This window comes from Archangium lansingense (assembly GCF_026626635.1).
GTDB classification, from domain to species: domain Bacteria; phylum Myxococcota; class Myxococcia; order Myxococcales; family Myxococcaceae; genus Archangium; species Archangium lansingense.
Window position 1 is genome coordinate 4,079,492 of sequence record NZ_JAPNKA010000001.1, and the last position, 24,514, is coordinate 4,104,005.

Here is a 24,514-nt window from a genome sequence, read left to right on the forward strand (position 1 = left end):
AACCGGTTTTGTGGGGATATTGGTTCTGACGGGGTGGTCCGGTATTCCTGGATTGGTAGACGGCACCTGACGGAGGCAATCCCCCCATGTTTCGTTCCCAGATGAAGCTCGTGGCGCTGTCCTTTCTCTCCCTCTCCCTCGCCGCGACCGGCTGTGGCGGTGTCGAGGCGCAGTATGAGGACGCGGCTCCCGAGCAGCAGATGAGCCACGAGGAGCAGGTGGGCCACGCGGACCACGCTCATGATCAGGACATCGGCGCCGTGGAATCGGCGGTGTGTGGCAATTGCGACAACTGCGTGCTGCACGCGCGGTGCAGGCAGCCCAAGCTTCCGTATGGCCTGACCTACTGGAGCGACAAGGTGGCGATCATCAACAGCAACCACGCTCACAGGGGTTGCGTGGCGATGATCCCGACGTCGCATGTGTACGGCCACGTCGCCTACGTCTCGGGCGTGGACACCGCGCCGAACCCGAACCGGATCACCCTGCAGGAGGCCAACTGGGTGGGCAACACCTGCAGCTCGCGCACGGGCACGAAGGACGGGCTGAACATCCGCAACTACTGGTGCCCCGCTGGCGTGCACACGTCGAACTGCGCTGGCCCGATGTAAGAACGGCACGAGCCGTCTTTCCTCCGCCGTCCGCGTGGTTTCGCGGGCGGCGGTTTCGTTTTGGGCGCTTTAGACGTGCTGAATCCAGCTGCGGATGACCTTCGCGAAGGCGGCGCGCCTGGCCTCCACGTCTTTCAAGTCACGGAACCTGGCTGACGCCCGGTCCTTGGCAAGCCACTCGAGCAACGAGTCCGGGTCAGCGATTGCGACACCAGAAGCCGGAGTGTCCCGCTTCTTCGCACCGAAGTGCAGGATGACCTGCACACCGTCCTTCGCTCGAAGCTGAAAGGTCGCGAAGTACTCCGAGGTCCGGAAGCTCGGCGCATTCCACTTGATGCCTTCAGCGATACTCGAATCGGCACCGAGAATGATCTGCCTGAGGGCGACAATCTCCTGCTTGAACGGGTGCTCGAGCGACTCGAGAAAGGTCTCGACGCTCTCCGGCTCGGAGGCCTTGCGCTTCGCGGGTTTGGTGCTGGCTGCTTTCGAGGCCACGGCTCACTCCTTGTGGTCAATCGGGCTCAGCTGACATCTCGATGGCACGGGTTTCATCGGCGGCGCTGAATGAGCCGCGTCTCCTGCTCTTCGATGGGTTGCGCAACTTTCGGACCGATGAGTTGCGTTGCCTCCGAATCCCCAACGGGTGCCGCGGGCGACTTGCGCGTGAGCAGGGCTTCTACTTCGTCGGGCGTGGGATCGCTCAGCTCGGACAGCTCCCATTCACGCGTCCATCGCTCCGCGAAGTTCTCACGCAGCCAGCTCGAAAGCTCAACGGCCGGAAGCGCATGTCGAACCGGCTCGAGCCCGCGCTGGAAGGCCCTCGCATCGACGAAGCGGTGCTTCAGCTGGGGGTGAAGCGCGACGGCGAGCACGTCCCTGAGGAGCTGATATGCGGTGGGGGCCTCGGGCCGCTCCTTGAGCGGAAGCTGGATTCCACTCGGGGGCGGCACAGGACGCTTGCCGAACAGCAGCTCGTAGAGGACGCAGCCGAGCGCGAAGAGATCGCCGGACGCGGTGGCTTCAGCTCCCTCGAGGCGCTCGGGCGGCATGTAAGCGGCCTTCCCAATGACGTTGCCAACCTGCGTGAGCCGCTGCTCGGAATGCGCTGAGACCTTCGAGACTCTCGCGGAGGGGCGCTCCTGGGGGTCGCCGGCTCCATGTGCGATCCCGAAATCGACAACCTTCACCACCCCATCGAACGACACGATGAGGTTGTCCGGGCTGATGTCGCGATGAATCACGCCCCGCTCGTGTGCATAGGCGAGTCCGCGCAGGGCTTGATGGCAGAGCTCCACGATGACCTCGAGTGGCAGCGTGCCTCCCTTCTCGACGCGGCGGACGAGCTCGAGCACGCTCACACCACTCAGGTACTCCATGACGATGAACCACCCGCCGTCGACCTGCCCGAGATCGTAGACGGACACGATGTTCGGGTGATGGAGGCGCGCGGCGGTGCGGGCCTCGCCGATGAAGCGTTGGAGCTGGACCGCTGGGTCCTCGGCGTCTGTCTCCAGCATCCGCTTGAGGACGACGAGCCGGTGGAACCCCGCGCGGCCGGTCCGCACGGCGAGCCACACCTCACCCATGCCGCCGCGTCCGAGCCGGCGGAGCCGCCGGTAACGATGAATGCCGGTTCCCAGGTCCGCGCCGCGCAGCGAGCGGGCGGTGAGGATCGCGAGCGCGGTGGAGGCGAGCAGCAGGAAGGGGAGTCCCACGAGCGCGAAGAGCGGAGGCCCCGGGCTCCAGCCGACGTCGATGGCGAGCTCACGGCCGAGGAGGGCGAGCGCACACAGCGCGGCGGCGAACACGGCGGCCGCCATCGCGCCACGGCGCTTCAGGAGTCGCGCCGCTTCGACGGCCCAGGTCCCGGCCACACTCGTCGCGAGGAGCCAGAAGATCGGGAGGCTCAGCCCCGTGGTCGCACGCGAAATCTCCTCCGCGGTCAACCCGGTGGGGGGCAGCGTGAGGACGGACCAGGAGACGTCGACCACTCGCACCACCCCGAGCGCGAGGGCCACTCCCAACATCACGCGCCGCCAGAGCGTGAGGGGTTGATCCAACAATGACCACGCGACGCGGAGGAGGGTGTAGGGGAGGGGAATCGACGGGAGGACGCCGAGGATGAGCCACGGGCGCGTATCGGCGATCATCGCGCTGGCTTCGCGGCTGGTGAGGCCTATCGAGAAGCTGAGCACCGCGAAGCCGAGGAAGCTCGACGCGAGCCAGAGCTGAACCCTCTGAGAGCGCACCGCGGCCCAGGTTGCGAAATGCATCAGCGCGAGCACGAAGAATGCTCCCGCGAGCGCGAGGTGCAGCATGGTGTAGGGCGTCACGGGGCAGGAGCGTAGTCGACCTGGCGGCCCTTCGCGAAGATAGTGGGTTGCCGTCGCCAGACGCCCCTGTGCGAACACCCATCGTCGGTGCGATGGTCGTTGCAACCATGGCACACCACCTCCTGTTCCTGCCCGGTGCCGGCGGCGCCGCGTCCTTCTGGCATCCGCTCGGGACGTTGCTGCCGGCGGGCTGGCGTAAGACCTATCTGAGCTGGCCGGGTCTGGGTCTCGAGCCGCATGAGCCGGCGCTCCATGGCCTCGACGATGCGGTCGCGCATGCCGCCAGCCGCCTGGAGCGGCCGAGTGTGGTCGTGGCGCAATCGATGGGGGGCTTGGTCGCCGTGCGGCTGGCGCTCGCTTATCCGGACCGCATCAGCCATCTGGTCCTGACGGCCACCTCCGGCGGCATCGATGTGGCGAGCTTTGGCGCAGCGGATTGGCGCGCTTCCTATCGCGCGGAGTATCCCAACGCCGCGGAGTGGATTCTCACGGAGCGAACGGACCTCTCGGCGGAGCTTCATCGAATCGCCATCCCGACGTTGCTCCTCTGGGGTGATGCCGATCCCATCAGTCCCGTGGGAGTCGGTCGTCAGCTCGCGCGGCTGCTGCCCAGGGCTCGGTTGCAGGTGCTCGCGGGAGGCGACCACGCGTTCGCCCGTGACCGCGCCGCGGAGAGCGCACCGTGGGTCATGGCTCATCTCCACTCCTAGAGGGCCACACGCCGGGAGCATGCGTCGCCTCATTATTCGCCTGGCTGGCTCTCAGGTCGCTGCTCCCCTTGTTGTCTGGCGCCCGAGCAACCTTTCATCCGAAATGTGCTCACATGGCTCCAGGCGAGGTCGGTGTGCGGGGGTGCAAGTAACCCGCTCGCCTGGTTCATTTTCGTCGAGAGGGGCCCGTGTGATGCTTGGTGCCGCATGTATAAGGGTTCAAGGAAGGCTCCTCGGATAGGTACCGACAGTGTTGGTCTCGCGGCCGCGTAGCCCCTGTGCGCCCATATGAGGTGGAGATCGCAGTGAATTGGTTTCGAAACTTGAAGGTCGTCACAAAGCTCACGCTTGGATTCGGGCTTCTCACAGTGCTTGCCGTGGTCGTCGGTGTGCAGGGCCTGCATGGCATGGCGCAGACGGATGAGCGCCTCAAGCAGATACACGAGCACCACGCGCTTGGCCTCGTGAAGCTGCTCGAGTCGGATGTGCACATGCTCCACATGTCCCGCACCCTTCGCAACGTGGTGCTGGACGTGGGCACGGAGCGGCTCGCGAGTCGGACTCAGGAGCTCGAGACGAGCCGGGAGCAGTTCGAGAAGGCGTTCGCGGCATACCGGCAGACGCTCTCCAGCTCGGACTCGGTCGAGCAGCTCAAGGCCGCGGAGGTGGAGCAGCTCATGAGCCAACTCCGGAACGAGCAACAGGAGGTCCTGCAGCTCTCGGTGAGCGGGCGCCTGCCGGGGCTGGTCGCGACGAGCAAGGATCTCAACGTCGACGCGGGCGTGATGGATGTCCGGGCAATCGAGAACCAGATCGAGGCGATCATCAAGGAGCTCGAGGCACACACGTTCGAGGCGATGGAGCGGTTCTCGGAGCAGTCGACTGTGGCGTATGAGGGGGTCAGGCGGTTCGTCTTGGGCTTCATCCTCGCCTCCGTCGCCATCGCCTTCGTGATTGGACTGCTCACGACCGTGGTGATTGCGGAGCAGCTCGGCGGGGAGCCAGGCTACGCGGCGGAGATGGTGCAAAGGGTGGCTGAGGGAGACCTCACCGTGAACGTGGAGACGAAGGGGAACGACAAAACGAGCCTGCTCTTCGCCCTGAAGGAGATGGTGAGGCAGCTCTCCCAAATGATGACGGAAGTCCGCATGGGCGCCGTCACGCTCAGTGCGGCCTCCGTGCAGGTGTCCGCGTCCTCGCAGAGCCTCTCTCAGGGCACCGGTGAGCAGGCCAGCAGTGTGGAGGAGACCACTTCCGGCCTGGAGCAGATGACGGCCACCATTACCCAGAATCGGGACCACAGCCGGCAGATGGCGCAGATGGCCGTGAAGGGCGCCAAAGACGCCGAGGAGAGTGGCCGGGCGGTGAAGGAGACGGTGGAGGCGATGACCTCCATTGCGGAGAAGGTCTCCATCATCGAGGAGATTGCCTACCAGACGAACCTGCTGGCGCTCAATGCGGCGATTGAAGCGGCCAGGGCGGGGGAGCACGGCAAGGGCTTTGCGGTGGTGGCCACCGAGGTGCGCAAGTTGGCGGAGAGAAGTCGGACGGCGGCAAAAGAGATCTCCGGGCTGGCGACGAACAGTGTCAAGGTGGCCATGCGCTCGGGGCAGTTGCTGGTGGAGCTGGTACCTGCCATCCGCAAGACAGCGGACCTGGTGCAAGAGGTAGTGGCTGTCTCCACCGAGCAGGCCGACGGGGTGGTTCAGATGAACAAGGCCATGATGCACGTGGACCAGGTGACGCAGCGTAATGCCTCGTCCGCCGAGGAGCTGGCCACCACCGCCGAGGAGCTCTCCGCCCAAGCGGAGGCGCTCACCCAGCTCGTGTCCTACTTCCGCGTGGAGGGCGGCTACGAGCGCGGCGCTCGCATGCAGCCCCGTCCTGGAGCGGGGGGCGCCCCCCGGAGGCCGGCTCCGTCCACGGCGCACGCGCTCCAGGCCGCGGCGGCGGAGAGCACGGTCCTGTCCACTGTTGATGCGTTGCGGCCCAAGGTCGATCCGCCCGCGCCTCGCGGGTAACTGTCGGAGTACTCATGTCTCACAAGAAGAAGATTCTCCTCGTCGACGATTCTCAGACAGTCCTGCTGATGCACCAGCTGCTGCTGGCGGACCGTGGCTACGAGTTGATCACCGCGCGAGACGGACAGGCTGCCGTGGATACCGCCCTGGCCGAGCACCCGGACATCATCTTCATGGATGTCCTCATGCCGCGCGTGGATGGCTTCTCCGCCTGCCAGACGCTGCGCGAGCACGAGAGTACGCGCCACATCCCCATCATCATGGTCACCACCCGCGGCGAGCCCCACAACGTGCAGCGGGGCTTCGAGAGTGGCTGCACCGACTACATCACCAAACCGTTCAACAGCAATGATCTGCTGGACAAGCTCGAGCGGTTTCTCGGCGAGTAGAGTGAAGGAGAGCGCGGATGCAACGAGACGAGCAGAAAGGCGCTTCCGTCAAGCCCGAGCACCCGGAGCACCTCACCCGACGCGTGCAGGAGCTGCAGCAGGAGAACGAGGTGCTGCACACGCGGGTGCGCCACCTGAGCACCGAGCGACAACGGCTGGAAATGCAGATGTCCGACCTTGCTCGGCTGTACACCGCCAGCATCCGCCTGCGTGAGCCGGGGACGGACTCGGAGCTGATGGCCACCTTCCAGGAGATCATCAAGGATCTCCTCGGCTCGGAAGCGTTCGCTGTCTTCGAGCTCGAGCCGGATGCGTCGGCGTTGTCATGGCTCGGGGGCATGGGCGTGGACTCCGAGCCCCTGCGGCGCATCCCCCTCGAGGAAGGTCCTCTGTCATTCGTGGTCCAGCAGGGGCGGAGCTGGGTGTCCGAGGCTTCGCCAGCCGATGCTCTGGCACTGAGCGCCTGCATCCCCTTGAGACTGGGCAGCCGGGTGCTCGGGGTCATTGCCATCTTCCAGCTATTGCCGCACAAGCCGTCCTTCGAGGCGACGGACCATGTCCTCTTCGAGCTGCTGGAGACGCAAGGGGGCATGGCCCTTCACTGCGCCCGTTGCCGGACCGTCGGGTTGCCGCTGACGAGGAGCTCCTGAGGGCCAGATGAAGATCGATCGAGAACTCATCATCGAATCCTTCAGGACCGAGACCGAGGAGCTGCTCGCCGAGATGGAGGCGGGGCTGATGGCCTTCGAGGCCCACCCGCGGGAAGAGGTGCTGCAGACCGTCTTCCGCGGGGCGCACACGGTGAAGGGAATGGCGATGTCGCTGGGGTTCCCGGCCCTCACCGACTTCGTTCATTGCGTGGAGGACGTGCTGGAGTCGCTGCTGGAGCGGCGGAGGCTGGCGACCGGGGAGCTGGTGACGCTGCTGTTGTGCGCGGTGGACCACTTGCGCGGACTGGCGGTGGCCGCGGTCTCCGGAGAGGAGGGGATGCCGCCTGGCGCCCAGCGGTTGCTGGAGCAGTTGAGATCGCCCGGACTGATGGGGCCGGTGTCGGTGGGAGCCGGAGGCGCGCCGGAGGAAGTCCGGCGTGTGCGCACGCTCCGGGTGGACGTGGAGAAGCTGGACCGCATTGCCAACCTCACCGGCGAGCTGACCACGGCCCGAGGGCGGCTGACGCAGGTGCTGGCGAAGGGCTCGGCAGGAGAAGCGCTGGCGGTACACCTCGAGGCGGAGCGGCTGCACCTGGAGCTGCAGGAGGAGGTGCGGCGGGTGCGGATGGTGCCGGTGGGTCCCCTCTTCCGGCAGAACCTGCGTGCGGTGCGGGAGCTGACAGAAGCCCAGCACAAGCGGGCGCGGCTGGTGTTGGAGGGAGAGGACGTGGAGGTGGACACCTCGCTGGTGGAGGGGTTGCGCGAGCCGCTGCTGCACCTGGTGCGCAACGCGGTGGACCACGGGCTGGAGACGCCAGAGGCGCGGCGCGAGGCGGGCAAGGAGTCATCCGGGACGCTGGTGCTGCGTGCCTTTCACGAGCCGGGGATGCTGGTGGTGCAGCTCTCCGACGACGGCCGGGGCCTGCGGTACGAGCGGCTGCGGGAGAAGGCTCGAGCGCTGGGGCGGGATGCCGAGCGGATGACGGCGGAGGAGCTGGCGGAGCTCGTCTTCCTGCCGGGGCTCTCCACCGCGGAGACGGTGACAGAGGTCTCCGGACGCGGAATGGGCATGGACGTGGTGCATCGCTGTTTGGGGGCGCTGCGGGGCAAGGTGACGCTGCGGAGTGAGGAAGGGCGAGGCACCACGGTGACGCTGCGGGTCCCGCTGACGCTGGCCAGCATCCAGGGCTTCACGGTGGGGGTGGGCGAGGAGATCTACGTGTTGCCGTTGGAGGCGGTGCAGGAGTGCCTGGAGCTGCCGGCGGAGCGGCGCGGGCAGCCCGGCGGCGGTGTGCTGAATCTGCGTGGCGAGCCGCTGCCCTACTTGCGGCTGAGCGAGGTGCTGGGGGTGCAGGGCCCTCGCCCGGAGCGCGAGAGTGTGGTCGTGCTGGGCCACGGCGGAGGCCTCGCCGGACTGGTGGTGGACGAGCTGTATGGCGAGGGCGAGCGCGTCCTCAAACCTCTGGACCGCATCTTCGGCCACCTGCCGGGCGTTTCTGGCTCCACCCTCCTCGACGACGGGCGCGTGGGGCTCGTCCTGGATGTGCCCTCTCTCTTGAAGAATGCCTTGCAGCGGACGGCGCTTGGGCAGGTGGCTCCGTCATATTGAGCCCCTGTCGAGCAAGAGGACAGGAAGGCTTGTTCGGACGCCCGAGGCGCGCATGGGGCAGAATGCCAGGAGGCGCCGAGTGTCAGGCTCCAGTGTGCCTCATCCGCCGGGCCGCACCCCGGCTGGCTTGAAACGAGAGGATAAGGAAGATGGTCCCTAGCAAGTCTGTGAAGATCGCGGTGGTGGGTTGTGGCCTCATGGGAAGTGCCCTGGCGCGAGCCTTCTCGGCGGCGGGTCACGACGTCGCGGTCTGGAACAGGACTCCAGACAAGGCAAAGGCCGTGGGTGGTGGCACGGTCGCGATGGAGAACCTGGTCGAAGCCGTGTCGGGGCGAGAGCTGGTCGTTGTCTCCCTGTCCAACTACGCCACCTCCTTCGAGGTGTTCTCCGCGAAGGGCGTCGCCCAGGCTCTGGCCGGAACGACGCTCGTGCAACTCACCAGCGGCTCACCCGCGGACGCACGCTCGGGACTGGAGTGGGCGAGGGCATACGGCGTGGACTACCTGGACGCCGCCATCCTCGCCTACCCGGGTTTCGTCGCCACCGATTACGCGACGGTCTTCTACGCCGGGTCGCGTTCGGTCTTCGACCGGCACCTCGAAACCCTCCAGGCCATTGCCAGGAATTCCGTCTACGTCGACGAGAAGATCGGCTCCGCCGCGACGCTCGACTGCGCGATTCTCGAGGCCTACTACGGAAGCTCCCTGGCCTTCCTCCACGCCGCGGCCATGTGCAAGGCGGAAGGCCTGGACCCGAAGACCTTCTTCTCCCAGAAGAACTCGTTCCTCGGGTTGATCTCCGTCACCGCCGACGCCGCGCAGGGCATGGTTGAAAACAACGACTTCTCTGGCAACCAGTGCAGTCTCAATACCCATGTCGCGGCAATCGAGCACATCGTGCGGTTGAGCAAGGACGCCCGTATCAGCGCGCGCTTCCCGAAGGAGTTGCTCGACAACTACAAGCGAGCGCTCGACGCGGGCCTGGGTGACAAGGAGCTGCCGGCGGTGTTCCAGACCCTGACGAAGGAGTAGTGGCCCTGCGGGTGGCCCGCCAGCTCCGCACGCAGCATGGGGGGCGGAGCCACGGAGAACCGGGCGCGATGCTCAGAAGAAGTCGTCGAGCCACCACACGACCACGCCCATGAACAGGGCCAGGCCCACGACGAGTCCCGTCGACGAGAGGAACGAAAGACTCTGAGCGCGCGCGAGACCGAGGCCGATCAGGGTGCCGAGGAAGGCGCCCTTTCCGAAACGGATCTTCGCATCCAGGCGGTACAACCAGAAGCCGCCCTTGTCCGGGGACTCGAGGGGTTCGCTCGCGAGCGAGGCGGAGTCCAGCGGTGCGAGCTTGCGCTCCTGACGGGTCCGATTGAGGTGGTGGAGCGCGCGCTGAAAGGCGGCATCCGCATCGCGTGCGCGGGAGCTGGCATCGGCCAGAGCGGTCTCCACCCGCATGCGCTCCTGCTTCTCTTGTGAGGAGAGCTGCTCCAACCGGGTGACCTCTGCACGGTTGCGGGCCAGCTCTTCCTTCACGTCGCGCAGTTCCGTCTGGAGCCGCTCCAGGGTGTTTCGCAGCTCTCTGTCCTCGGTGGCCATGAGGAGTAGGTTATCCCAACCCTTCAGGCAGGAGTTCCTGACGCTTTGGCGAGGACGGTGGCGCGATACCGGTGTTCGGGTCAGCGCCCCCCTGCAGGGCCCTGGCGTCCGCTCCTTCTTCGCTTCCACCTTCGCTGCTGCCTCAGCGCGTGGCTGACTTCACCCTGGGGGAGTTCGCCTCCTATCGTGGGGGTGGGCACCGCGCAGCACGACGATAAGGACATCCTGCTCGTGCGCATCGGTCCGACGGGCCTCGTCGATAACACCTTCGGTGGAGATGGAGTCGTATCGAGGGACCTGGGCACGAACGAGGAGGGCATGGGCCTCGCCATCCAGGCCGATGGGAAATTGGCGGTGACGTCGTGCACGTGTCGGAGAGCGGCGTCACCCTCCGCACGCACCGCACCGACCTGCCGGGTGAGGAGAAGCCAGGCGTCGCCCTGCTCGATGCCGAGGGCTTTCTCCGGGTGGCCGGTGTGCGCACCACGTCCGAGCAGCCCGTGGAGGCTCCCTTCGTGACGCGCTTCTGGCCCTACTGAGCTCACCGCCCTGGCCGAGCTGATGGAGCAGCGTCAGTCGAGCAGCTGCATGAGGTCGGCCCGGGTGATGGCAGCGGCCCCGGAGGCGCCACCGAGCGCGGACTCGAAGAGCGCGCGCTTCTTCTCCTGCAGGGTGAGGATCTTCTCCTCCACCGTGCCCTGAGACACCAGCCGGTACACCATGACCGGCCGCTGCTGGCCGATGCGGTGCGCGCGGTCGGCGGCCTGGGCCTCCACGGAGGGGTTCCACCAGGGGTCCACGAGGAAGACGTGGTCCGCCGCCGTGAGGTTGAGCCCCGTGGCGCCCGCCTTGAGTGAAATCAACATCACGGGCGGGCCCTTCGGGTCCTGGAAGGACTCGGCCACGGCGCCGCGGTTGGACGTGCTGCCGTCCAGCCGGATGAAGCCGATGCCCGCCTCGCGCAGCTCCGGCTCGATGAGATCCAACATGGACGTCCACTGAGAGAAGACGAGCGCCTTGTGCCCGTCCTCCGCCGCGGTGCCGAGCGCCTCGAGCAGCGCCTGCACCTTGGAGGAGGTCTTCGCCTGCTGTCCCGGTACGAGCGCGGGGTGGCACGCCGCCTGACGCAGCCGCAGCAGGGCCTCCAGCGCCTTGAGCACGCTGCCGCCCTCCTCGAGCTGAGACACCACTTCCTCGCGCGTGGCGGCGTATACCGCGTCGTAGACGGCGCGCTCGCGCTCGTTGAGGGTGACGTGCCGCACGGACTCGGTGCGCGGCGGGAGCTCGGGCGCCACGTCCCGCTTGAGCCTGCGCAGCACGAAGGGGCGGATGCGCGCGCGCAGCAGCTCGGCCGCTCCCTTCTGGTTGTCCGACACGGGCCGGGCCCACCGCTCCTCGAACTCCTTGCGTCCGCCGAGCAGCCCCCGGTTGGTGAAGTGCATCAGGCTCCAGAGCTCCTCGAGCCGGTTCTCGATGGGGGTGCCACTCAGGGCCACTCGGAAGGAGGCCTGCAGCCCGTACGCCGCGCGCGCCACCTGGCTGTCCGGGTTCTTGATGGCCTGGGCCTCGTCCAGCACCACCGTGTCCCACGTCCTGGCCCCGAGCACCTCGGCGTCCAGGCGCATCAGCGCGTAGGTGGTGAGGGTCACGTCGGCCGTCTCGTCCAGGGTGCGGCCGGGGCCGTGGTAGACGGAGACCTTCAGCGAGGGACGGAAGCGCTTCACCTCCGCCTCCCAGTTGGGGAGCACACTCGTGGGGGCCACCACCAGCGTCCCCGGGCCCAGCGTGCAGATGGTCTGCAGCGTCTTGCCCAGGCCCATGTCGTCCGCGAGTACGCCTCCGAGGCCCGCCTGCCGCAGGAAGGTGAGCCAGCTGATTCCCTGGAGCTGGTAGGGGCGTGGCGTCGCGGTGAGGTCCTTCGGAAGCCGTGCGTCCGGCAGCTTCTCGAAGCCCTGCACCAGGGGCGCCAGCCGCTCGAGCCCAGGCGGGGAAGGGTGCTCCAGTGCGTCGCACAGTCCGGTGAGCTGCGGGAGCGCGTGGTTGGCGAGCCGCCCGTCCTTCCCGCGCGCGGCCAGCAGGTCCGCCACGCGCTGCCCGTGCGTCTTCAGCCACGCAGTGGGCAGAGGCGCCCACCCGCCGCCCTCCAGCGGCACCAGTCCCAGTCCTTCCTCCCACGCGCGCATCACCGCGGCCGCGTCCACCGAGCGCGTCGCGCCCGGTCCCTCCCCCTCCACCTGGAAGTCGAGCGAGAAGTCCACCCTCGGCACGCCGTCCGGAGTGGCGCCTGCTTCCACCGAGAGGGTGGGGCGCAGCTGCACGTTGGGGCTCACCACGCGCGCCGCGTCCCCGGTGAGGCCGCCGCGCCAGCGCCGCAGCTTGTCGGCGAGCTGCACCGCATCCTTGCCCTGCACCGTCACGCGCCGGCCGGGCACCATGTTCAGCTCGTCGCGGAGCTGGTGGATGAGCTTCTGCTCGGCGGCCTCGTCTCGCACGGGCACCGCGCCTTGCAGGTACACCATCTTCCCGTTGTCGATGCGCACCGAGGGCGGCGAGCCATACACCAGCGTGGGCAGCACCGAGAGGCCGGAGTCCAACTGGTTGAGATCCAGGGAGATGCGCGGCTGGAGCGTGCGGTCGATGCGCGGCAGCCGCTGGCTCTTCACGTCCACCGGCATGCGCCGCGCGAAGTCCGGCAGCACCTTCCCGGTGAGGTCTCCCATCTGCTCGGGCGAGAAGGTGCGCTCCTGCGGCAGGTTCTGCAGCCACGCGCCGGTGAGGGACTGCTCGCCGAGCCGGCAGAGCATGCCTCCACACACTGCCACCCCGGGGCTCACCACTTCATTGATGCGTGGATCCTTCTCCACCTTGAGCACCGTCTGCTCGCCGCGGTCCTCCACGGTGACGCGTGGGAAGAGGGGCTCGCTCGAGACGGACACCAGCGCGCCGTCGAAGATGACGGTGCGCGCGGGCTCCAGCACCTTCAGGAGCGCGTCGAGCCGCTCGGGTGGAAGGGCTCCTCGCGTGGGCTTCTGCAGCAGCTTGTCCGCGAGCCGGTCGCACGGCTCCACCTGGATGCGAGCCGCCTCCACGGGGTTCGTCAGCACCGAGGCCAGGCTGCGCGCCAGCAGCCGCGCGGTGTTGTCCGGGCGCACCAGCAGGCGTTCGAGCTGCAGCCCTCCGTCCACGCGCTTGAAGCGGTACACCATGCGCTCCGGCTTCGGCGCAGCACCCGGGCGCGGGCCGGCTTGAGGCGTGGGAGCCTGGGCGGGAGCGGGCCGGGCCAGCGTGGGCTGCACGGGTGCGCGCGGGGCAGGTGCGCGCGGGGCGGGTGCTCGCTGGGTCGAGGCGCGCTGGGTCACCGCCTGGTGGAGGATGAGGGCCGCCGCGACCACGTGCTCGCAGGGGTCCACCCGGCCGCGGCAGTCGCACTCCCAGATGGCCTCATCCGGGTAGAGCACGGTGGTCAGGGGGGCAGGCCGGCCGGTGGCTCGCACCCGCAGTACGGCCTCTTCCTCACCGACGGATTGCACCGAGACGGCGCCAGCGCGGGCCAGGCCCATGCCAGCGGACCAGGTGTCCGGGCGCGCTTCCTCCCGGACGGCTTCGAGTAGCTCCTCGGTCACAGACATGAAGACCGATTCCCTATCCCCGCGGCGGGTCCCACGCAACAAAGTGGGCCATCGTTCCCCCGCCGCTCAGCCCCCGCGGCTACTGGCAGATGGGGCGGGTGTCCAGGTCATGCAGCTCCACCTTGGGCGGTGGGGCGAGAAGGCTCCCGAGCAGCGCCTCTACCCGACAGCTCGCGAGCTTCGGGGTGAAGCTGATGAAGAGCGAGTCGGTGATGAACCGGGCGGCCGGCAGGTCCAGCGTGTCCAGCTCCGGGTTGCCCACGAGGGTCAGTGATCTGGCCACCTCCAGGCCGGGCAGTCGGATGGACTTGAGCTGCTGGTTCTCACCGCCCAGCCTCCCGATGATGAGGATCCACGCACGGTTTAGCGAAGGCAGGTGGAAGTCGGTGAAGCCGCTGCGCTCGACCTGGATGTAGGAGCCCACGCTCCGGAGCGCGGCCAGTCCCTCCGGTGTGGTGAGGCGGGCATTGCCGTAGAGCATCAGCATGCCGCCCACGCTCGTCACATTCTTTAGGCCGGAGAGGGTCGTGAGCGCGTCATTGTCGGAGATGTACAGCCAACCGCCAATGCTCTGCAGCTTCGGCACGTCGAACGTGGTCAGGCCCGCGTTGCTCCAGAGGTCGAACTCTCCCGGAAGCTCCTGGAGGTTGGGCAACGAGAAGGAGGTCAGCACCTGGGTGTCGCGGACGATGAACTTCTCGACCACTCTGTTCAGCACGGGCAGCTCCAGCCGCTGCAACTGTTTCATCCCGGCGATGACGATGGTGGCTCGCACATAGGCGAGCGCCGGCAGGTGCAGCTCCGTGCTGGTGCCATCGGCGATGGAGAGCGCGCGGACGTCGTAGAGCTGGGGCAGCTCGAGCCGTTTCGTGGCCACATTCCACAGAATGAGCTCATCCGCCCAACGCAGGCTGGAGAGCCCGAGTTCCGTGAGCTTGGGGTTCTTCAGCACCCACATGGAGCCATTCAAGTACTGGAGCGATGTGAAATCCATTGCCACCAGCTCGGGGTTCTCGGCGACTCGCAGGCCCATCCCGATATTGCGCAGGGCTCTCAGGTCCAGCCGGTCCACCTTCGGGAGGCTGGAGAACTTGATGGAACCGCCGACGCGCTCCAGGGCTGGAAGCGAGACGTTGCGCAACTCGCGCAGGTAGTCCAGCTCGAGATCTCCGCCGACATGCTTCAACGCCGGAAGGTCCACGTTGACGACATTGTCCGTGTGCGAGATGTCCAGGTCGCCGGTGATGGCCACCACGTCCGCGAGCGCCAGCAACTCCAGTTGGGAGTAGACCGTCACATTGCCGAGGATGACCCGGTCGCAGACATACTCCGTCTTCGTCACCTCCGAATCCTGAAGGATGCCGTCGCCGTTGGTATCCGGCCCGCTGTTCACCGCCGCACCGTCCCCAGGGCAGTGCGTTCCGGTCTTCACTGCATCCACCCGCACGAGCTCTCGCGTCTCACACACGTACTGGGTGGTCAGGATCTCCTCGTCGCCGAGGACGCCGTCTCGATTGAGGTCCAGTCCGTTGAGGACGCGCTGCCCTCCCGCCGGACAGTGGCTGCCCGGCGCCTCCGCCTCGATGCGCATCAGCGCGCTGGGAGCCGCCTCGTGGCACAGGTACTCGGTTTGGGTGACCTCCGCCGGATCCAGCACGCCATTGCCGTCCGCGTCCGGGCCCGACAGCAACGCCATGCCTCCATGGGCGCAGTGTTCTCCTTCCGGCTCGGGGACGACCCGTGCCTGCTGCCCGGGTTTCTGACAGGCGTAGCGCGTCTCGACGACCTCTTCATCCGCCAGAACGCCGTCCTCATTCACGTCCAGGCCGGTGAGGATGACCGTTCCGCCCAGTGGGCAGTGGGCCCCGCGAGGCTCCTCCTCCACACGAACGAGCCGCTCCGGCTGCTGCGTGGGCGTCTCGGGTCCGGGCTGCTGCTCACGGGAACAGCCGAGTGCCAACACCACGATCCATCCGCTGACTGCTGCAATCCCCCATTTGCTCATGGGGCGCTCTCTATTGGATGTCCGAATCAAAGGCCAGCCACCCGGAGCGCACTGCTCAGAGGCTCAACCCGGGGTCCTCGATACCCTCACCCCGACCCTCTCCCGGGGGGAGAGGGGAAATGGGGGAGGGTGGAGAGAACTGGAGAATTGCGGGTTACTGCGCCGGGAAGAGGTTGTCGATCGACAGGTAGCGCTCGCCCGTGTCGTAGCAGAAGCACAGCACTCGGCTCTTGTCCGAGACCTCCGGCAGCTTCTTGTTCACCGCCGCCAGCGCCGCTCCCGAGGAGATGCCCACGAAGATGCCCTCCTCCCGCGCCGACCGCCTCGCGAACTCGAACGCCTCCTCCTCCGTTACCTGGATGACCCCGTCCAGCGAGTCCTTGTGCAGGTTCTTCGGGATGAAGCCCGCCCCGATTCCCTGGATGGGGTGCGGCCCCGGCTGCCCTCCGCTGATCACCGGCGACTTCGTCGGCTCCACCGCGAACACCTGCAGCTTCGGCCACTTCTCCTTCAGCACCTCGGCGCATGCCGTGATGTGCCCGCCCGTCCCCACGCCCGTGATGATGTAGTCCAGGCCCTCGGGGAAGTCCTTGAGGATCTCCTGCGCCGTGGTGCGCTTGTGCACCTCGATGTTCGCCTCGTTCTCGAACTGCTGCGGCATCCACGCGTTCGGGTTCTGCCCCACCAACTCCTGCGCCCGGGCAATCGCACCCTTCATGCCCTGCGCCCTCGGCGTCAGCTCGAAGGTGGCCCCGTACGCCGCCATCAGCCGCCGCCGCTCGATGCTCATCGAATCCGGCATCACCAGGATGATCTTGTAGCCCTTCACCGCCGCCACCATCGCCAGGCCAATTCCCGTGTTGCCCGACGTCGGCTCGATGATGACGCTGTCCTTCTTGAGCAGGCCCTTCTTCTCCGCATCCTCGATCATCGACAGACCGATGCGGTCCTTGATGCTCCCGCCCGGGTTGGCCCTCTCGAGCTTGATGTACACCTCGACGCGCGAGGGGAAGAGCCGGTTGACGCGGACGTGCGGCGTGTTGCCGATCGTCTCCAGGATGTTGTTCACCTTCATGGGATGGGCCTCGTAGAGAAGTGTCCGTTACAGAAGATGAATATCCGCTACATCAGATGTGATATTCAAGCTCGTCGAACTCGACAGTGGCCTCCCGGTGTCGCACCTCGCTGCGGCGGGTGACCATGGACTCGGGGGGGATGCTGTGAGTGATGAAGGCGTTGCCCGCGATGATGCTGCCGCGGCCCACCACCGTATTGCCCCCGAGGATGGTGGCGTTGGCGTACACCACCACGTCGTCCTCGATGGTCGGGTGGCGCTTCTTGTCCGCCAGGCCCTTCTGGACCTGGAGCGCGCCCAACGTCACGCCCTGGTAGATCTTCACCCCGGTGCCAATGAGGGTCGTCTCGCCAATCACCACGCCGGTGCCGTGGTCGATGACGAAGCGCCGCCCAATGTTGGCCCCCGGGTGGATGTCCACGCCGGTGCGCTGGTGGGCCAGCTCCGTGAGCAGACGGGGCAGGAGCGGGAAGCCCAGCGAGTGCAGCGCGTGGGCAATCCGGTAGATGGCGATGGCGTAGAAGCCCGGGTAGGTGAGGATGACCTCGTCCACGTTGCGGGCGGCGGGGTCGGCCTCGTTGATGGCCTCGGCGTCCTGCCGCAGCCAGGCGTAGATCTCCGGGAGCTGCTCCATGAAGCGCCGGGGCATGTCCGGCGACGTGCCCGGGTAGCGCGGGGCGAGCGTGTCCAGGGCACGCGTCAGCACCGCCTCGACCACCGCCACCTCGGAGCGGATGCCGACCGAGCTACAGTCCATCCGCTCGGCGAAGTGGGGGAAGAGCAGAGCCAGGACCTTCTCGATGAGCTCGGGCGCCGCGGCGCGCACGTCAGGCGGGAAGCAGTGGTGCCTGCGCGCCTCGATCAGGGTCTGGATGAGCCGGCCGTTGGGTTCGTCCATGGGCCGGGCACGTTACCCGTTAGTACCGGCCTCCGCCCACTGCGCTGACGATGGCCGACAGCACACGGTTCTCCACTCCCCAGACGGCCTTGTTGAGGCCCTTGATGCCGGCGCCCCGGAGGTAGTCCGTGAAGTCGTGGAGGGCGGTGGAGCGCTGCATGCGCTCGGTCTTGGCCGCGTAGAGCAGCGGGGTGTTGGGCGCCCCGGTCATTCCCAGGTCCGGGCAGGCCTCGGACAGCTTCTGGGCGTCGATGCCGGTGGCCGCCGACAGCATGGCCACGGTGAACTTGTGGACAGGCAGCTCCCGGGCGTTGGGAATCTTCTCCAGCACCTTCTGGCGCGTCTCCGGGCCCGAGTCGAGCTGCTCCAGCGTCACCTTGGACATGGCCAGGAGCTGCTCGTTCGTCACGTGCTTGTTGTCGAGGATGGCCCGGCGGAAGAGGCTCTCGGGGGTATCCCCCTTGATCTTGATATCGCACTGCTTGAGCCGGTCGAGCATCCCGTTGATGACCTTGCCCAGCTCCGAGTCCGCCGGGGCGCGCCAGGTGCCCACGGGGGCCTGGACGGCCTTGACGCCCGGTGCCTCGAAGCCGCTCTTCTGCGTATGGCCCAGGGCCTGGGCGGTGTTCACCGTCTGGGCGGCGGTGTTCGCGGCTGGACGGGCTTCTGCCCGGGCGGGCTGGGGGGGCGTCTGGAGGGTAATGGGGCGGCGGCCGATCGGATCCATGGGGGCATTATCGGCGATTCACGGAAAGTGTTGCGTCGTGCGAGTCTCCGGGCGCTCCATGAAGACGACCCTGACCGCCCAGAGCCTTTCGGCCACCCGTGCCGCCCTGAAGGAGGCCAACACGGCCTTCAACCACCTCTACCCGGGGGAGTCCGCCCGGAGGCAGCCCATCCACTCCGTGTATGGGGGGGCCCACCTCTTCAAGGCGGAGACGGCCTCGAAGCTGGCGGAGGTGGCGTTGCGCTCATGGGAGGAGCACGCGCCGGATGCGCGCACCCTGGCCCGGGTGCTGGGGCTGGCGGAGGAGGGGGCGTTGGCGGAGACGGTCCACGCGCGGGTGGTGTCCAAGCTGCGGCGCGAGGCGGTGGAGGACTACCGCATCGACTTCGAGGACGGCTATGGCCACCGGTCGGACGCGGAGGAGGACGGGCACGCGGTAGCGGCGGCGGAAGAGCTGGCCCGGGGCCTGGAGCAGGGCTCGCTGCCGCCCTTCATTGGCATCCGCATCAAGTCCTTCAGCGATGAGCTCTTCGCCCGCGCGGTGCGCACCCTGGACCTGTTCCTCTCCTCGCTGATTGAGAAGACGGGAGGGCGCCTGCCTCCCCACTTCGTGGTCACCCTGCCCAAGGTCACCCTGCGCGAGCAGGTGGTCGCGCTCGATTCCGTGCTGGGCGGCCTGGAGGCGGGCCTGGGCCTGGCTCGGGGCGCGGTGAAGGTGGAGTTGATGGTGGAGACGCCGCAAGCCCTCTTCGACCCGGAGGGACGGCTGGCCCTGCCTCGGTTGGTGGCCGCTGCCCAGGGCCGCTGCACCGGGGCGCACTTCGGCGCGTACGACTACACCGCTGCCTGCGGCATCACCGCGGCGCACCAACACCTGTTCCACCCCTCCTGCGACTTCGCCCGGCACGTGATGCAGGTGTCCCTGGCGGGCACGGGAGTCCACCTCTCCGACGGCGCGACCACCGCCATGCCCGTGGGGCCGCACAAGGCGCCCAAGGGGAGCTCACTTACTCCGGCGCAACAGGAGGAGAATCGCGCCGCCGTGCACCGCGCATGGCGGCTCCATGCGGACAACGTGCGCCAAGCGCTCACGAATGGCTTCTACCAGGGGTGGGATCTTCACCCGGCGCAGGTGCCTGTGCGCTACGCCGCCGTGTACGCCTTCTTCCTGGAGGGCCTGGACGCGGCCTCGCGCCGGCTGAAGGCCTTCATGGACAAGGCCGCCCAGGCCACGCGGTTGGGGGATGTCTTCGACGACGCGGCCACCGGACAGGGGTTGATCAACTTCTTCCTGCGCGGCATCGCCTGTGGTGCCCTCACCGAGGACGAGGCCCGCGCCGCCGGGCTTACCCTGGACGAGCTGCGCACTCGCTCGTTCCTGGAGATCCTCCAGGGGCGCCGGGCGAGCTGAGCAAGCGCTGCCCGTCACCTGCTTTTTGCGTCACATCCGCTTCCTCGGAACTCCGTCCCCGGTGGCCGGGGAGGCCAACCGCTGACGCTCAGTTACGTTCCGGCTCATCATCCCACGCTGAATCCAACCCGGGTCCGGTGGGAAGGGGAGAATCGCCATGGTGAGTCGGAAGCGGAAGGAGTGGGGGCTTGTTGCCGGTGGGGTGGCGCTGCTGCTCGGGGCGTGTGCGCCTCGCGTGGCGGTTCGGGACGAGTCCGCGGAGGCCGGGCTCGGAGTTGTCCGGACCCTCGTGGAGGCCTTCAACCGCCATGAGCCGGCGCAGATGGCCGCACTCGTCCACGAGGACTTCGAGTACCTCAGCGTCGATGGAAAGACGGTGAGCGTGGACGCGGTGGGGCGCGAGGCGCTGAAGCAGTCCATGACGGGCTACTTCGCGTCGGTGCGGGACGTGGAGTCTGTCATCGAGCACGCCACTGTCACCGGCCCGTACGTGGCCATCCGTGAGCGGGTCTCGTGGACGGGAAAGTCGGGCCGCCGCTCGCAGGCTGCCCTCGGGGTGTACGAGGTCCGAGAGGGGCTCGTGAAGCGGGTCTGGTACTACCCCGCCGTCGAGCAGTCGAAGGCCGCGCCCTGACGTCTCAGAAGGACAGGCCCAGCGAGAAGCGCGCGTCGGGCGTCACCGGCCCCGACAGCACCTGGACGGGGCGCCGCAGCGGGAAGTAAGCGGTGCCTCCAGCGACGAGCTGCGCGCTGACGCCGAAATAGCGCGCCAGCCAGTACGTGCCCTCAAGGGCCCCCACGGCATTGAGCCCCCACTGCGCGCCCCAGTCTCCCTGGCTCACCGAGTAGGTGGAGGTGTTGCGGGCGCCCGCGAGCGCTGACAGCCGCAGCGACAAGCCCCGTCCCGCATCATTCCGGCCCTCGTACAGGCTCCAGCGCGGGCCCGCCCGGAGGTACAGGGAGCCGAGGACGGGGTTGACGAGCGTGACACCCAGCTCGACGTCCACCCACGGAATGGCGTTCACCGTCAGCGAGCCACCGAGGTAGTCCGGTACGCCCGTCCGCCAGGCGCCCCGCACCGTGAGGATGCCTCGCCGCTGGGAGGTGCTCGCCACCGGGGTGCCGGAGTCCGGCGCCTCGGCCCGAGCTTCCGTCAGGTGGGTGCAGAGCAGTACGCCCGCGAGCGCTCCCCAGCGCATCCTGCCCATCCATGTTCCTTGCTGCGGCATCGGTGTTCCTCGCTGTGCTCGCGGGAGCGCGTCACTCCGTCATGTACAGGTAGGCCAGACACATCTCGTCGTCGGTGCCCTCGCCCCACGTCACGGTGCGGGGCGTGGGGTTGTCCCAGGCGCAGGTGAGCTTCATCTGGCTGAAGAGCGGCACGCTCACCGGCTGCTTGTAGAAGTACATCTGCTGCCAGTGGAAGTCCCACGCGGGAATCTCGATGAGGCGCTGCCCGCCCAGCTCCACCTGGATGCGCCTGCCCTTGGTGTGCATGTGCGGCAACACTCCCCAGAGGGTGCCGGCGGGTACGTACTGCTCGCTGTGGTGCGAATACCCGGTGGCTCCCGGGGGAATGGCGAATTCACCGTCCACCAGGGCGTAGAGAGAGGCGAGCTTGGAGACGGGCTTGCGTGCGAACTGCAACGCCATGCGCGTGAGGTCCGGCTGGGCCTCGCCATGCATCGCGCCGACGCGCCCGGGAGCCACGTCCTGATGCGCCCCGAGCTGCCGCTGGGAGATGTTGTAGTGGACCTGCATGACGAAGACCGCATCCGCGGCCACGCGCACGCCCGTGCCTTCCGGGTAGCGGGTGGGCGGAGAGCCCGGAGCCCAGGCGCCGAGCAGCGAGGCTCCCGCGATGCCCGAGTCTCCGAAGCACGTCCAGCCGGGGCCTGCCTCGCGCGCATCGCGGTCGAGCGCCTTCTGGCGGGGCGCGGCGAAGAGGAGCACGTGGTGCACCTGCTGCTTCACCCCTGGCATCACCTCGAAGCCGATCAGCTCTTGCTTCTGCTCGAGGTGGGGATCCAACAGGAAGCAGTGGTAGTCGTCCGCGGCCTCGTCCTTGGGGAGGTAGGGCTCGTCGGGGCCGATCGTCAGATCCGTCCATTCCAGGGGCGGCGCGGGCTCGTGGGGGGCGGGCGCGTCGTTCGGGTCCCCTTCGGGCGCACCCTGCTCGGACCAGGCCGAGAGGATGTCCAACTCGCCCTGCGTCAGCCGCCGCGAGTCCCGGAAGCGGTGGGGGCCCTCCGCGGGCATCCACGGGGGCATCCGGCGCGCCTGGATCGAGTTGGCCAGCGCCGCGTGCATCCCGGACGCCTCGCCATACGTCTCCAGCGCGAAGGGGGCGACGCCGTTCTGGGTGTGGCAGCCCTGGCAGCGCTCCTGGAGGATGGGCTGTACGTCCCGGTGCCACGAGACGGGGCCTCCGTCGTAGCGAGGGCCCTCATCGGAGGGGGTGGGGGTAGGGGTGCAGCCCGGAAGCCCGAGCCAGACGGTCCCCAGCATCAGCAGGAGCAGGCGGTCGCGCGTTCTCATGTAGGGGCCCACCATGCCAGCACTCTGGGGGCGATGCACGGGCGCCCTCTCGGCAACACGGGGGCGGCGTGAAAATAAAAACAGGGGGTGAATCCAAGAAATGGGGTCCGGGAGTCCTAACGGCCGTAAAACCGACGGAAGGACTCCTTCATGAAGACTTTGTTGCTCTCGGCGTGCCTCCTGGCCACCCTCGCGGGAGGGCGGGCCGTGGCCGCCCCCATGCCCGAGGCGCCCGCTACCCCTTCTGCCCCTCACGAGGGCTCCACCGTGAAGCCCCAGCTTCCTCCGCGGCTGGAGGCCCAGCGCCAGCAAATGGAGGCCCGCAAGAGCGAGCTCGATGCCCAGGCGCGGAAGCTGGCGGCCGACATCCAGCAGCTCGAAGCGGAGGCACAGCGAATCGACCCGGAGGGACGGCTCACCCGCGACCAGCTCTTCCAGCTGGTCCAGGCTCGCGAGGAGGCGCGGCTCACCCGCGCCGAGTTCGACCCCTCTCCCGCCCTCATCAGCATGTCCCTCTTCGGCTGCTCGCTGACGGCCTTCATTGCCTGGCTGGTGGCCAGCAACCGCAAGTCGCGCCACCTCCACGAGACGGTGCGCATGATGGTGGAGAAGGGGGCGGAGATTCCCCAGGGGCTGCTCGCGCCGGCTCCGCGCAGGAAGCCGTCCGATTTGCGGCGGGGCATCATCCTGGCCACCTCGGGGCTGGGGCTGACCATCTTCCTGGCTGCCCTGCCCGACGCGGCGGGGGCCTGGGGGGCGGGGTTGACGCTCCTGTGTATCGGCGTGGGACACATGATTGTCTGGCGCCTGCAGCAGGGACGGGGTGCGCTGTCGGCCGCGCTCTCGCCGGAGCTCCAGTAGTCACGCCTCATCACGCCCATGGCCTCTCCTCCTGAAGCCCCCACGGACGCCGAGCTCATCACACGGGTGCTCGTGCGTGACGACCGGCGCGCCTTTGGCGAGCTGGTGGCGCGGCATCAGTCCGCGGTGCGCGGGCTGTTGCGCCGGCTGACGGGGGGAGATGTGGCGCAGGCGGATGATCTGGCGCAGGAGACCTTCCTGCGCGCCTACCGGGGGCTGCGCGGGTACCGGGGTGGGGCGAAGTTCTCCTCCTGGCTCTACCGCATCGCCTGCAATGTCTTCTTCAGCCGAGACCGAGGCAGCCGCGATGCGCCCCTGGAGCCTCCCGCCCTGGAGGCTGGGAGCACCGAGGTGGCTCTGCTGCCGGACCTGATCCTGGAGCGCCACGACCTGGAGAAGGCACTCGCCTCGCTCAAGCCCCGCGAGCGGGCCGCGCTCGTGCTCACCTATGCCAACGAGCTGACCCATGAGGAGGCGGCGGTCGTCCTCGACTGCCCCGTGGGAACGCTCAAGACTCATGTCGCGCGCGCGAAGGAGAAGCTGCGCCGGCAACTCGAGGAGGTCCCATGAACAGCCGCGATGACGAGGTCTGGCTCGACACGCTGCTCCAGCGGCAACTGCCCTCCGGGCCCTCCGACGATGGCTTCCGGGAGCAGATTCTCCAGCGCCTGCCCCCGCGCGAGCGGCCCGTGCGGCGCGCGTTCGGCCTCGGCCTCACGTGGCTGGTGGCCGCCATCACCCTGCTGCTTCCCACGGGGGAAGGGACCATCGTGCTCTCCTCCACGGACGCGGGCAGCCTCGTCGTCCCCTGCTGCCTGGGAACCGCGCTGGTCTGGTACGTCGTGGACCGCCTGACGTGAGCGGAGCCGGCGCCGCTACAGCCACATCCGCCAGAGCAGCCCGAGGCGGGTGGTGTAGCCGACGGCCGCTCGCTCGAGCTGGCCCTCGGAGGAGACGAAGAAGGTGGTGGGGAACTGATTGACGCGGTAGGCCTGCATGAGCTCATCGCTTCCCAGCAGGACGGGGTAGTCCACGGAGTGCTCGCGCGCGAAGCGGCGCACGTCTTCCTCGTCCTCATAGGCCACTGCCACGGACAGCACGTGCGCTGAGCCGCCTACGGTGCCCTGGAGCGCGGAGAGGGTGGAGGTCTCGGCTTTACACACCCCGCACCAGGGGGCCCAGAAGGAGAGCACCACCGGCTTGCCCTGGAGCTCGGAGAGGCGCACCTGCTCGCCGGAGAGGGTTCGCAGGGTGAAGTCCGGTGCAGGGGCTCCCGTCGGGAGGTGGCGTGTCTGCCAGGCCATCACCGCCAGGAAGACGAGCCCCACCAGTGCGAGATCCATCACCTGGCGTACCCACCAGCGCTCGCGCGCCCGGTGCCAGACCTGCTTCACCTGTCCCAACATCTTCCGCATGGGCGCATTGTCCAACCGACGGAGGCGGAACGCCACC

Annotated in this window: 24 protein-coding genes; 13 read left to right on the forward strand and 11 right to left on the reverse strand. The window is 67.9% G+C overall.

What is annotated here, in order from left to right; genetic code table 11:
- Positions 1 to 86: 86 nt before the first annotated feature.
- On the forward strand, positions 87 to 611 hold the full coding sequence (locus tag OV287_RS16620) for a hypothetical protein (RefSeq protein ID WP_267535007.1): 525 nt from the start codon (positions 87 to 89) through the stop codon (positions 609 to 611).
- A gap of 69 nt (positions 612 to 680) precedes the next feature.
- On the opposite strand, the gene OV287_RS16625 is transcribed toward OV287_RS16620, so the two are convergent.
- Together OV287_RS16625 and OV287_RS16630 are read right to left on the reverse strand one after the other, a co-directional pair.
- A complete protein-coding gene (locus tag OV287_RS16625) occupies positions 681 to 1,106 on the reverse strand; it encodes a DUF1801 domain-containing protein (protein ID WP_267535008.1) in 426 nt (141 codons plus the stop codon).
- A 53-nt stretch (positions 1,107 to 1,159) separates the two neighbouring features.
- A complete protein-coding gene (locus OV287_RS16630; protein ID WP_267535009.1) occupies positions 1,160 to 2,944 on the reverse strand; it encodes a serine/threonine-protein kinase in 1,785 nt (594 codons plus the stop codon).
- 107 nt (positions 2,945 to 3,051) lie between these two features.
- Between OV287_RS16630 and OV287_RS16635 the strand changes: the two genes are divergently transcribed.
- The 6 genes from OV287_RS16635 to OV287_RS16660 all read left to right on the forward strand — a co-directional run bounded on the left by OV287_RS16635 (position 3,052) and on the right by OV287_RS16660 (position 9,354).
- A complete protein-coding gene (locus OV287_RS16635) occupies positions 3,052 to 3,654 on the forward strand; it encodes an alpha/beta fold hydrolase (RefSeq protein WP_267535010.1) in 603 nt (200 codons plus the stop codon).
- Positions 3,655 to 3,977: 323 nt separating this feature from the next.
- The gene (locus OV287_RS16640; protein WP_267535011.1) at positions 3,978 to 5,675 is read left to right on the forward strand and encodes a methyl-accepting chemotaxis protein; all 1,698 of its coding nucleotides are present in this window, start codon (positions 3,978 to 3,980) and stop codon (positions 5,673 to 5,675) included.
- Positions 5,676 to 5,689: 14 nt separating this feature from the next.
- Complete coding sequence (locus tag OV287_RS16645) at positions 5,690 to 6,064, forward strand: response regulator (RefSeq protein ID WP_267535012.1); 375 nt, start codon at positions 5,690 to 5,692, stop codon at positions 6,062 to 6,064.
- Positions 6,065 to 6,081: 17 nt separating this feature from the next.
- Positions 6,082 to 6,714: a GAF domain-containing protein gene (locus OV287_RS16650; RefSeq protein WP_267535013.1), complete on the forward strand. Its 633-nt coding sequence runs from the start codon at positions 6,082 to 6,084 to the stop codon at positions 6,712 to 6,714.
- A gap of 7 nt (positions 6,715 to 6,721) precedes the next feature.
- On the forward strand, positions 6,722 to 8,323 hold the full coding sequence (locus OV287_RS16655) for a chemotaxis protein CheA (protein ID WP_267535014.1): 1,602 nt from the start codon (positions 6,722 to 6,724) through the stop codon (positions 8,321 to 8,323).
- 149 nt (positions 8,324 to 8,472) lie between these two features.
- Positions 8,473 to 9,354 carry an NAD(P)-dependent oxidoreductase gene (locus OV287_RS16660; protein WP_267535015.1) on the forward strand — a complete coding sequence of 294 codons (882 nt, stop codon included), beginning with the start codon at positions 8,473 to 8,475 and terminating at the stop codon, positions 9,352 to 9,354.
- 72 nt (positions 9,355 to 9,426) lie between these two features.
- On the opposite strand, the gene OV287_RS16665 is transcribed toward OV287_RS16660, so the two are convergent.
- The gene (locus tag OV287_RS16665) at positions 9,427 to 9,918 is read right to left on the reverse strand and encodes a hypothetical protein (protein WP_267535016.1); all 492 of its coding nucleotides are present in this window, start codon (positions 9,916 to 9,918) and stop codon (positions 9,427 to 9,429) included.
- 362 nt (positions 9,919 to 10,280) lie between these two features.
- Between OV287_RS16665 and OV287_RS16670 the strand changes: the two genes are divergently transcribed.
- Positions 10,281 to 10,457 (forward strand): hypothetical protein, encoded by a 177-nt coding sequence (locus tag OV287_RS16670; RefSeq protein ID WP_267535017.1) that lies wholly within the window; start codon positions 10,281 to 10,283, stop codon positions 10,455 to 10,457.
- Between the two features lie 33 nt (positions 10,458 to 10,490).
- On the opposite strand, the gene OV287_RS16675 is transcribed toward OV287_RS16670, so the two are convergent.
- From OV287_RS16675 to OV287_RS16695, 5 genes are all read right to left on the reverse strand, one after another.
- Entirely contained in the window at positions 10,491 to 13,547 is a 3,057-nt protein-coding gene (locus OV287_RS16675; protein ID WP_267535018.1) for a DEAD/DEAH box helicase, read from the reverse strand.
- A 79-nt stretch (positions 13,548 to 13,626) separates the two neighbouring features.
- Positions 13,627 to 15,552: a DUF7151 family protein gene (locus OV287_RS16680; RefSeq protein WP_267535019.1), complete on the reverse strand. Its 1,926-nt coding sequence runs from the start codon at positions 15,550 to 15,552 to the stop codon at positions 13,627 to 13,629.
- A gap of 154 nt (positions 15,553 to 15,706) precedes the next feature.
- A complete protein-coding gene (gene cysK, locus OV287_RS16685) occupies positions 15,707 to 16,627 on the reverse strand; it encodes a cysteine synthase A (RefSeq protein ID WP_267535020.1) in 921 nt (306 codons plus the stop codon).
- 52 nt (positions 16,628 to 16,679) lie between these two features.
- Positions 16,680 to 17,525 (reverse strand): serine O-acetyltransferase EpsC, encoded by an 846-nt coding sequence (epsC, locus tag OV287_RS16690; protein WP_267535021.1) that lies wholly within the window; start codon positions 17,523 to 17,525, stop codon positions 16,680 to 16,682.
- Positions 17,526 to 17,544: 19 nt separating this feature from the next.
- Complete coding sequence (locus tag OV287_RS16695) at positions 17,545 to 18,252, reverse strand: hypothetical protein (protein ID WP_267535022.1); 708 nt, start codon at positions 18,250 to 18,252, stop codon at positions 17,545 to 17,547.
- 58 nt (positions 18,253 to 18,310) lie between these two features.
- Between OV287_RS16695 and OV287_RS16700 the strand changes: the two genes are divergently transcribed.
- Positions 18,311 to 19,663 (forward strand): DUF6986 family protein, encoded by a 1,353-nt coding sequence (locus tag OV287_RS16700; protein WP_267535023.1) that lies wholly within the window; start codon positions 18,311 to 18,313, stop codon positions 19,661 to 19,663.
- A 157-nt stretch (positions 19,664 to 19,820) separates the two neighbouring features.
- Positions 19,821 to 20,297, forward strand: coding sequence for a nuclear transport factor 2 family protein (locus tag OV287_RS16705; RefSeq protein WP_267535024.1), 477 nt, complete (start codon positions 19,821 to 19,823; stop codon positions 20,295 to 20,297).
- Between the two features lie 4 nt (positions 20,298 to 20,301).
- Here OV287_RS16705 and OV287_RS16710 read toward each other — a convergent pair whose 3' ends face one another.
- Entirely contained in the window at positions 20,302 to 20,862 is a 561-nt protein-coding gene (locus OV287_RS16710) for a hypothetical protein (protein ID WP_267535025.1), read from the reverse strand.
- Positions 20,863 to 20,923: 61 nt separating this feature from the next.
- Positions 20,924 to 22,201, reverse strand: coding sequence for a monooxygenase (locus tag OV287_RS16715; protein ID WP_267535026.1), 1,278 nt, complete (start codon positions 22,199 to 22,201; stop codon positions 20,924 to 20,926).
- A 150-nt stretch (positions 22,202 to 22,351) separates the two neighbouring features.
- Here OV287_RS16715 and OV287_RS16720 point away from each other — a divergent pair, with 150 nt between their 5' ends.
- The 3 genes from OV287_RS16720 to OV287_RS16730 are packed head-to-tail and all read left to right on the forward strand — an operon-like array spanning position 22,352 to position 23,922.
- Entirely contained in the window at positions 22,352 to 23,062 is a 711-nt protein-coding gene (locus OV287_RS16720) for a DUF6249 domain-containing protein (protein WP_267535027.1), read from the forward strand.
- An 18-nt stretch (positions 23,063 to 23,080) separates the two neighbouring features.
- Complete coding sequence (locus OV287_RS16725; protein WP_267535028.1) at positions 23,081 to 23,632, forward strand: RNA polymerase sigma factor; 552 nt, start codon at positions 23,081 to 23,083, stop codon at positions 23,630 to 23,632.
- Positions 23,629 to 23,922: a hypothetical protein gene (locus OV287_RS16730; protein ID WP_267535029.1), complete on the forward strand. Its 294-nt coding sequence runs from the start codon at positions 23,629 to 23,631 to the stop codon at positions 23,920 to 23,922. Before OV287_RS16725 ends, OV287_RS16730 begins: the two co-directional genes overlap by 4 nt.
- A gap of 15 nt (positions 23,923 to 23,937) precedes the next feature.
- On the opposite strand, the gene OV287_RS16735 is transcribed toward OV287_RS16730, so the two are convergent.
- Positions 23,938 to 24,468, reverse strand: a complete 531-nt coding sequence (locus tag OV287_RS16735; RefSeq protein ID WP_267542355.1) for a TlpA family protein disulfide reductase — start codon at positions 24,466 to 24,468, stop codon at positions 23,938 to 23,940.
- Positions 24,469 to 24,514 lie beyond the last annotated feature (46 nt).

Bases quoted from the DNA above. Each gene is read 5' to 3' on its own strand.
- OV287_RS16675 (WP_267535018.1), bottom strand. From the start codon at position 13,547: ATGTCTGTGACCGAGGAGCTACTCGAAGCCGTCCGGGAGGAAGCGCGC.
- OV287_RS16650 (WP_267535013.1), top strand. From the start codon at position 6,082: ATGCAACGAGACGAGCAGAAAGGCGCTTCCGTCAAGCCCGAGCACCCG.
- OV287_RS16680 (WP_267535019.1), bottom strand. From the start codon at position 15,552: ATGAGCAAATGGGGGATTGCAGCAGTCAGCGGATGGATCGTGGTGTTG.
- OV287_RS16730 (WP_267535029.1), top strand. From the start codon at position 23,629: ATGAACAGCCGCGATGACGAGGTCTGGCTCGACACGCTGCTCCAGCGG.
- OV287_RS16660 (WP_267535015.1), top strand. From the start codon at position 8,473: ATGGTCCCTAGCAAGTCTGTGAAGATCGCGGTGGTGGGTTGTGGCCTC.
- OV287_RS16725 (WP_267535028.1), top strand. From the start codon at position 23,081: ATGGCCTCTCCTCCTGAAGCCCCCACGGACGCCGAGCTCATCACACGG.
- OV287_RS16620 (WP_267535007.1), top strand. From the start codon at position 87: ATGTTTCGTTCCCAGATGAAGCTCGTGGCGCTGTCCTTTCTCTCCCTC.
- OV287_RS16735 (WP_267542355.1), bottom strand. From the start codon at position 24,468: ATGTTGGGACAGGTGAAGCAGGTCTGGCACCGGGCGCGCGAGCGCTGG.
- OV287_RS16665 (WP_267535016.1), bottom strand. From the start codon at position 9,918: ATGGCCACCGAGGACAGAGAGCTGCGAAACACCCTGGAGCGGCTCCAG.
- OV287_RS16655 (WP_267535014.1), top strand. From the start codon at position 6,722: ATGAAGATCGATCGAGAACTCATCATCGAATCCTTCAGGACCGAGACC.
- OV287_RS16715 (WP_267535026.1), bottom strand. From the start codon at position 22,201: ATGAGAACGCGCGACCGCCTGCTCCTGCTGATGCTGGGGACCGTCTGG.
- OV287_RS16645 (WP_267535012.1), top strand. From the start codon at position 5,690: ATGTCTCACAAGAAGAAGATTCTCCTCGTCGACGATTCTCAGACAGTC.
- epsC (WP_267535021.1), bottom strand. From the start codon at position 17,525: ATGGACGAACCCAACGGCCGGCTCATCCAGACCCTGATCGAGGCGCGC.
- OV287_RS16695 (WP_267535022.1), bottom strand. From the start codon at position 18,252: ATGGATCCGATCGGCCGCCGCCCCATTACCCTCCAGACGCCCCCCCAG.
- OV287_RS16700 (WP_267535023.1), top strand. From the start codon at position 18,311: ATGAAGACGACCCTGACCGCCCAGAGCCTTTCGGCCACCCGTGCCGCC.
- OV287_RS16635 (WP_267535010.1), top strand. From the start codon at position 3,052: ATGGCACACCACCTCCTGTTCCTGCCCGGTGCCGGCGGCGCCGCGTCC.
- OV287_RS16705 (WP_267535024.1), top strand. From the start codon at position 19,821: ATGGTGAGTCGGAAGCGGAAGGAGTGGGGGCTTGTTGCCGGTGGGGTG.
- OV287_RS16720 (WP_267535027.1), top strand. From the start codon at position 22,352: ATGAAGACTTTGTTGCTCTCGGCGTGCCTCCTGGCCACCCTCGCGGGA.
- cysK (WP_267535020.1), bottom strand. From the start codon at position 16,627: ATGAAGGTGAACAACATCCTGGAGACGATCGGCAACACGCCGCACGTC.
- OV287_RS16710 (WP_267535025.1), bottom strand. From the start codon at position 20,862: ATGCGCTGGGGAGCGCTCGCGGGCGTACTGCTCTGCACCCACCTGACG.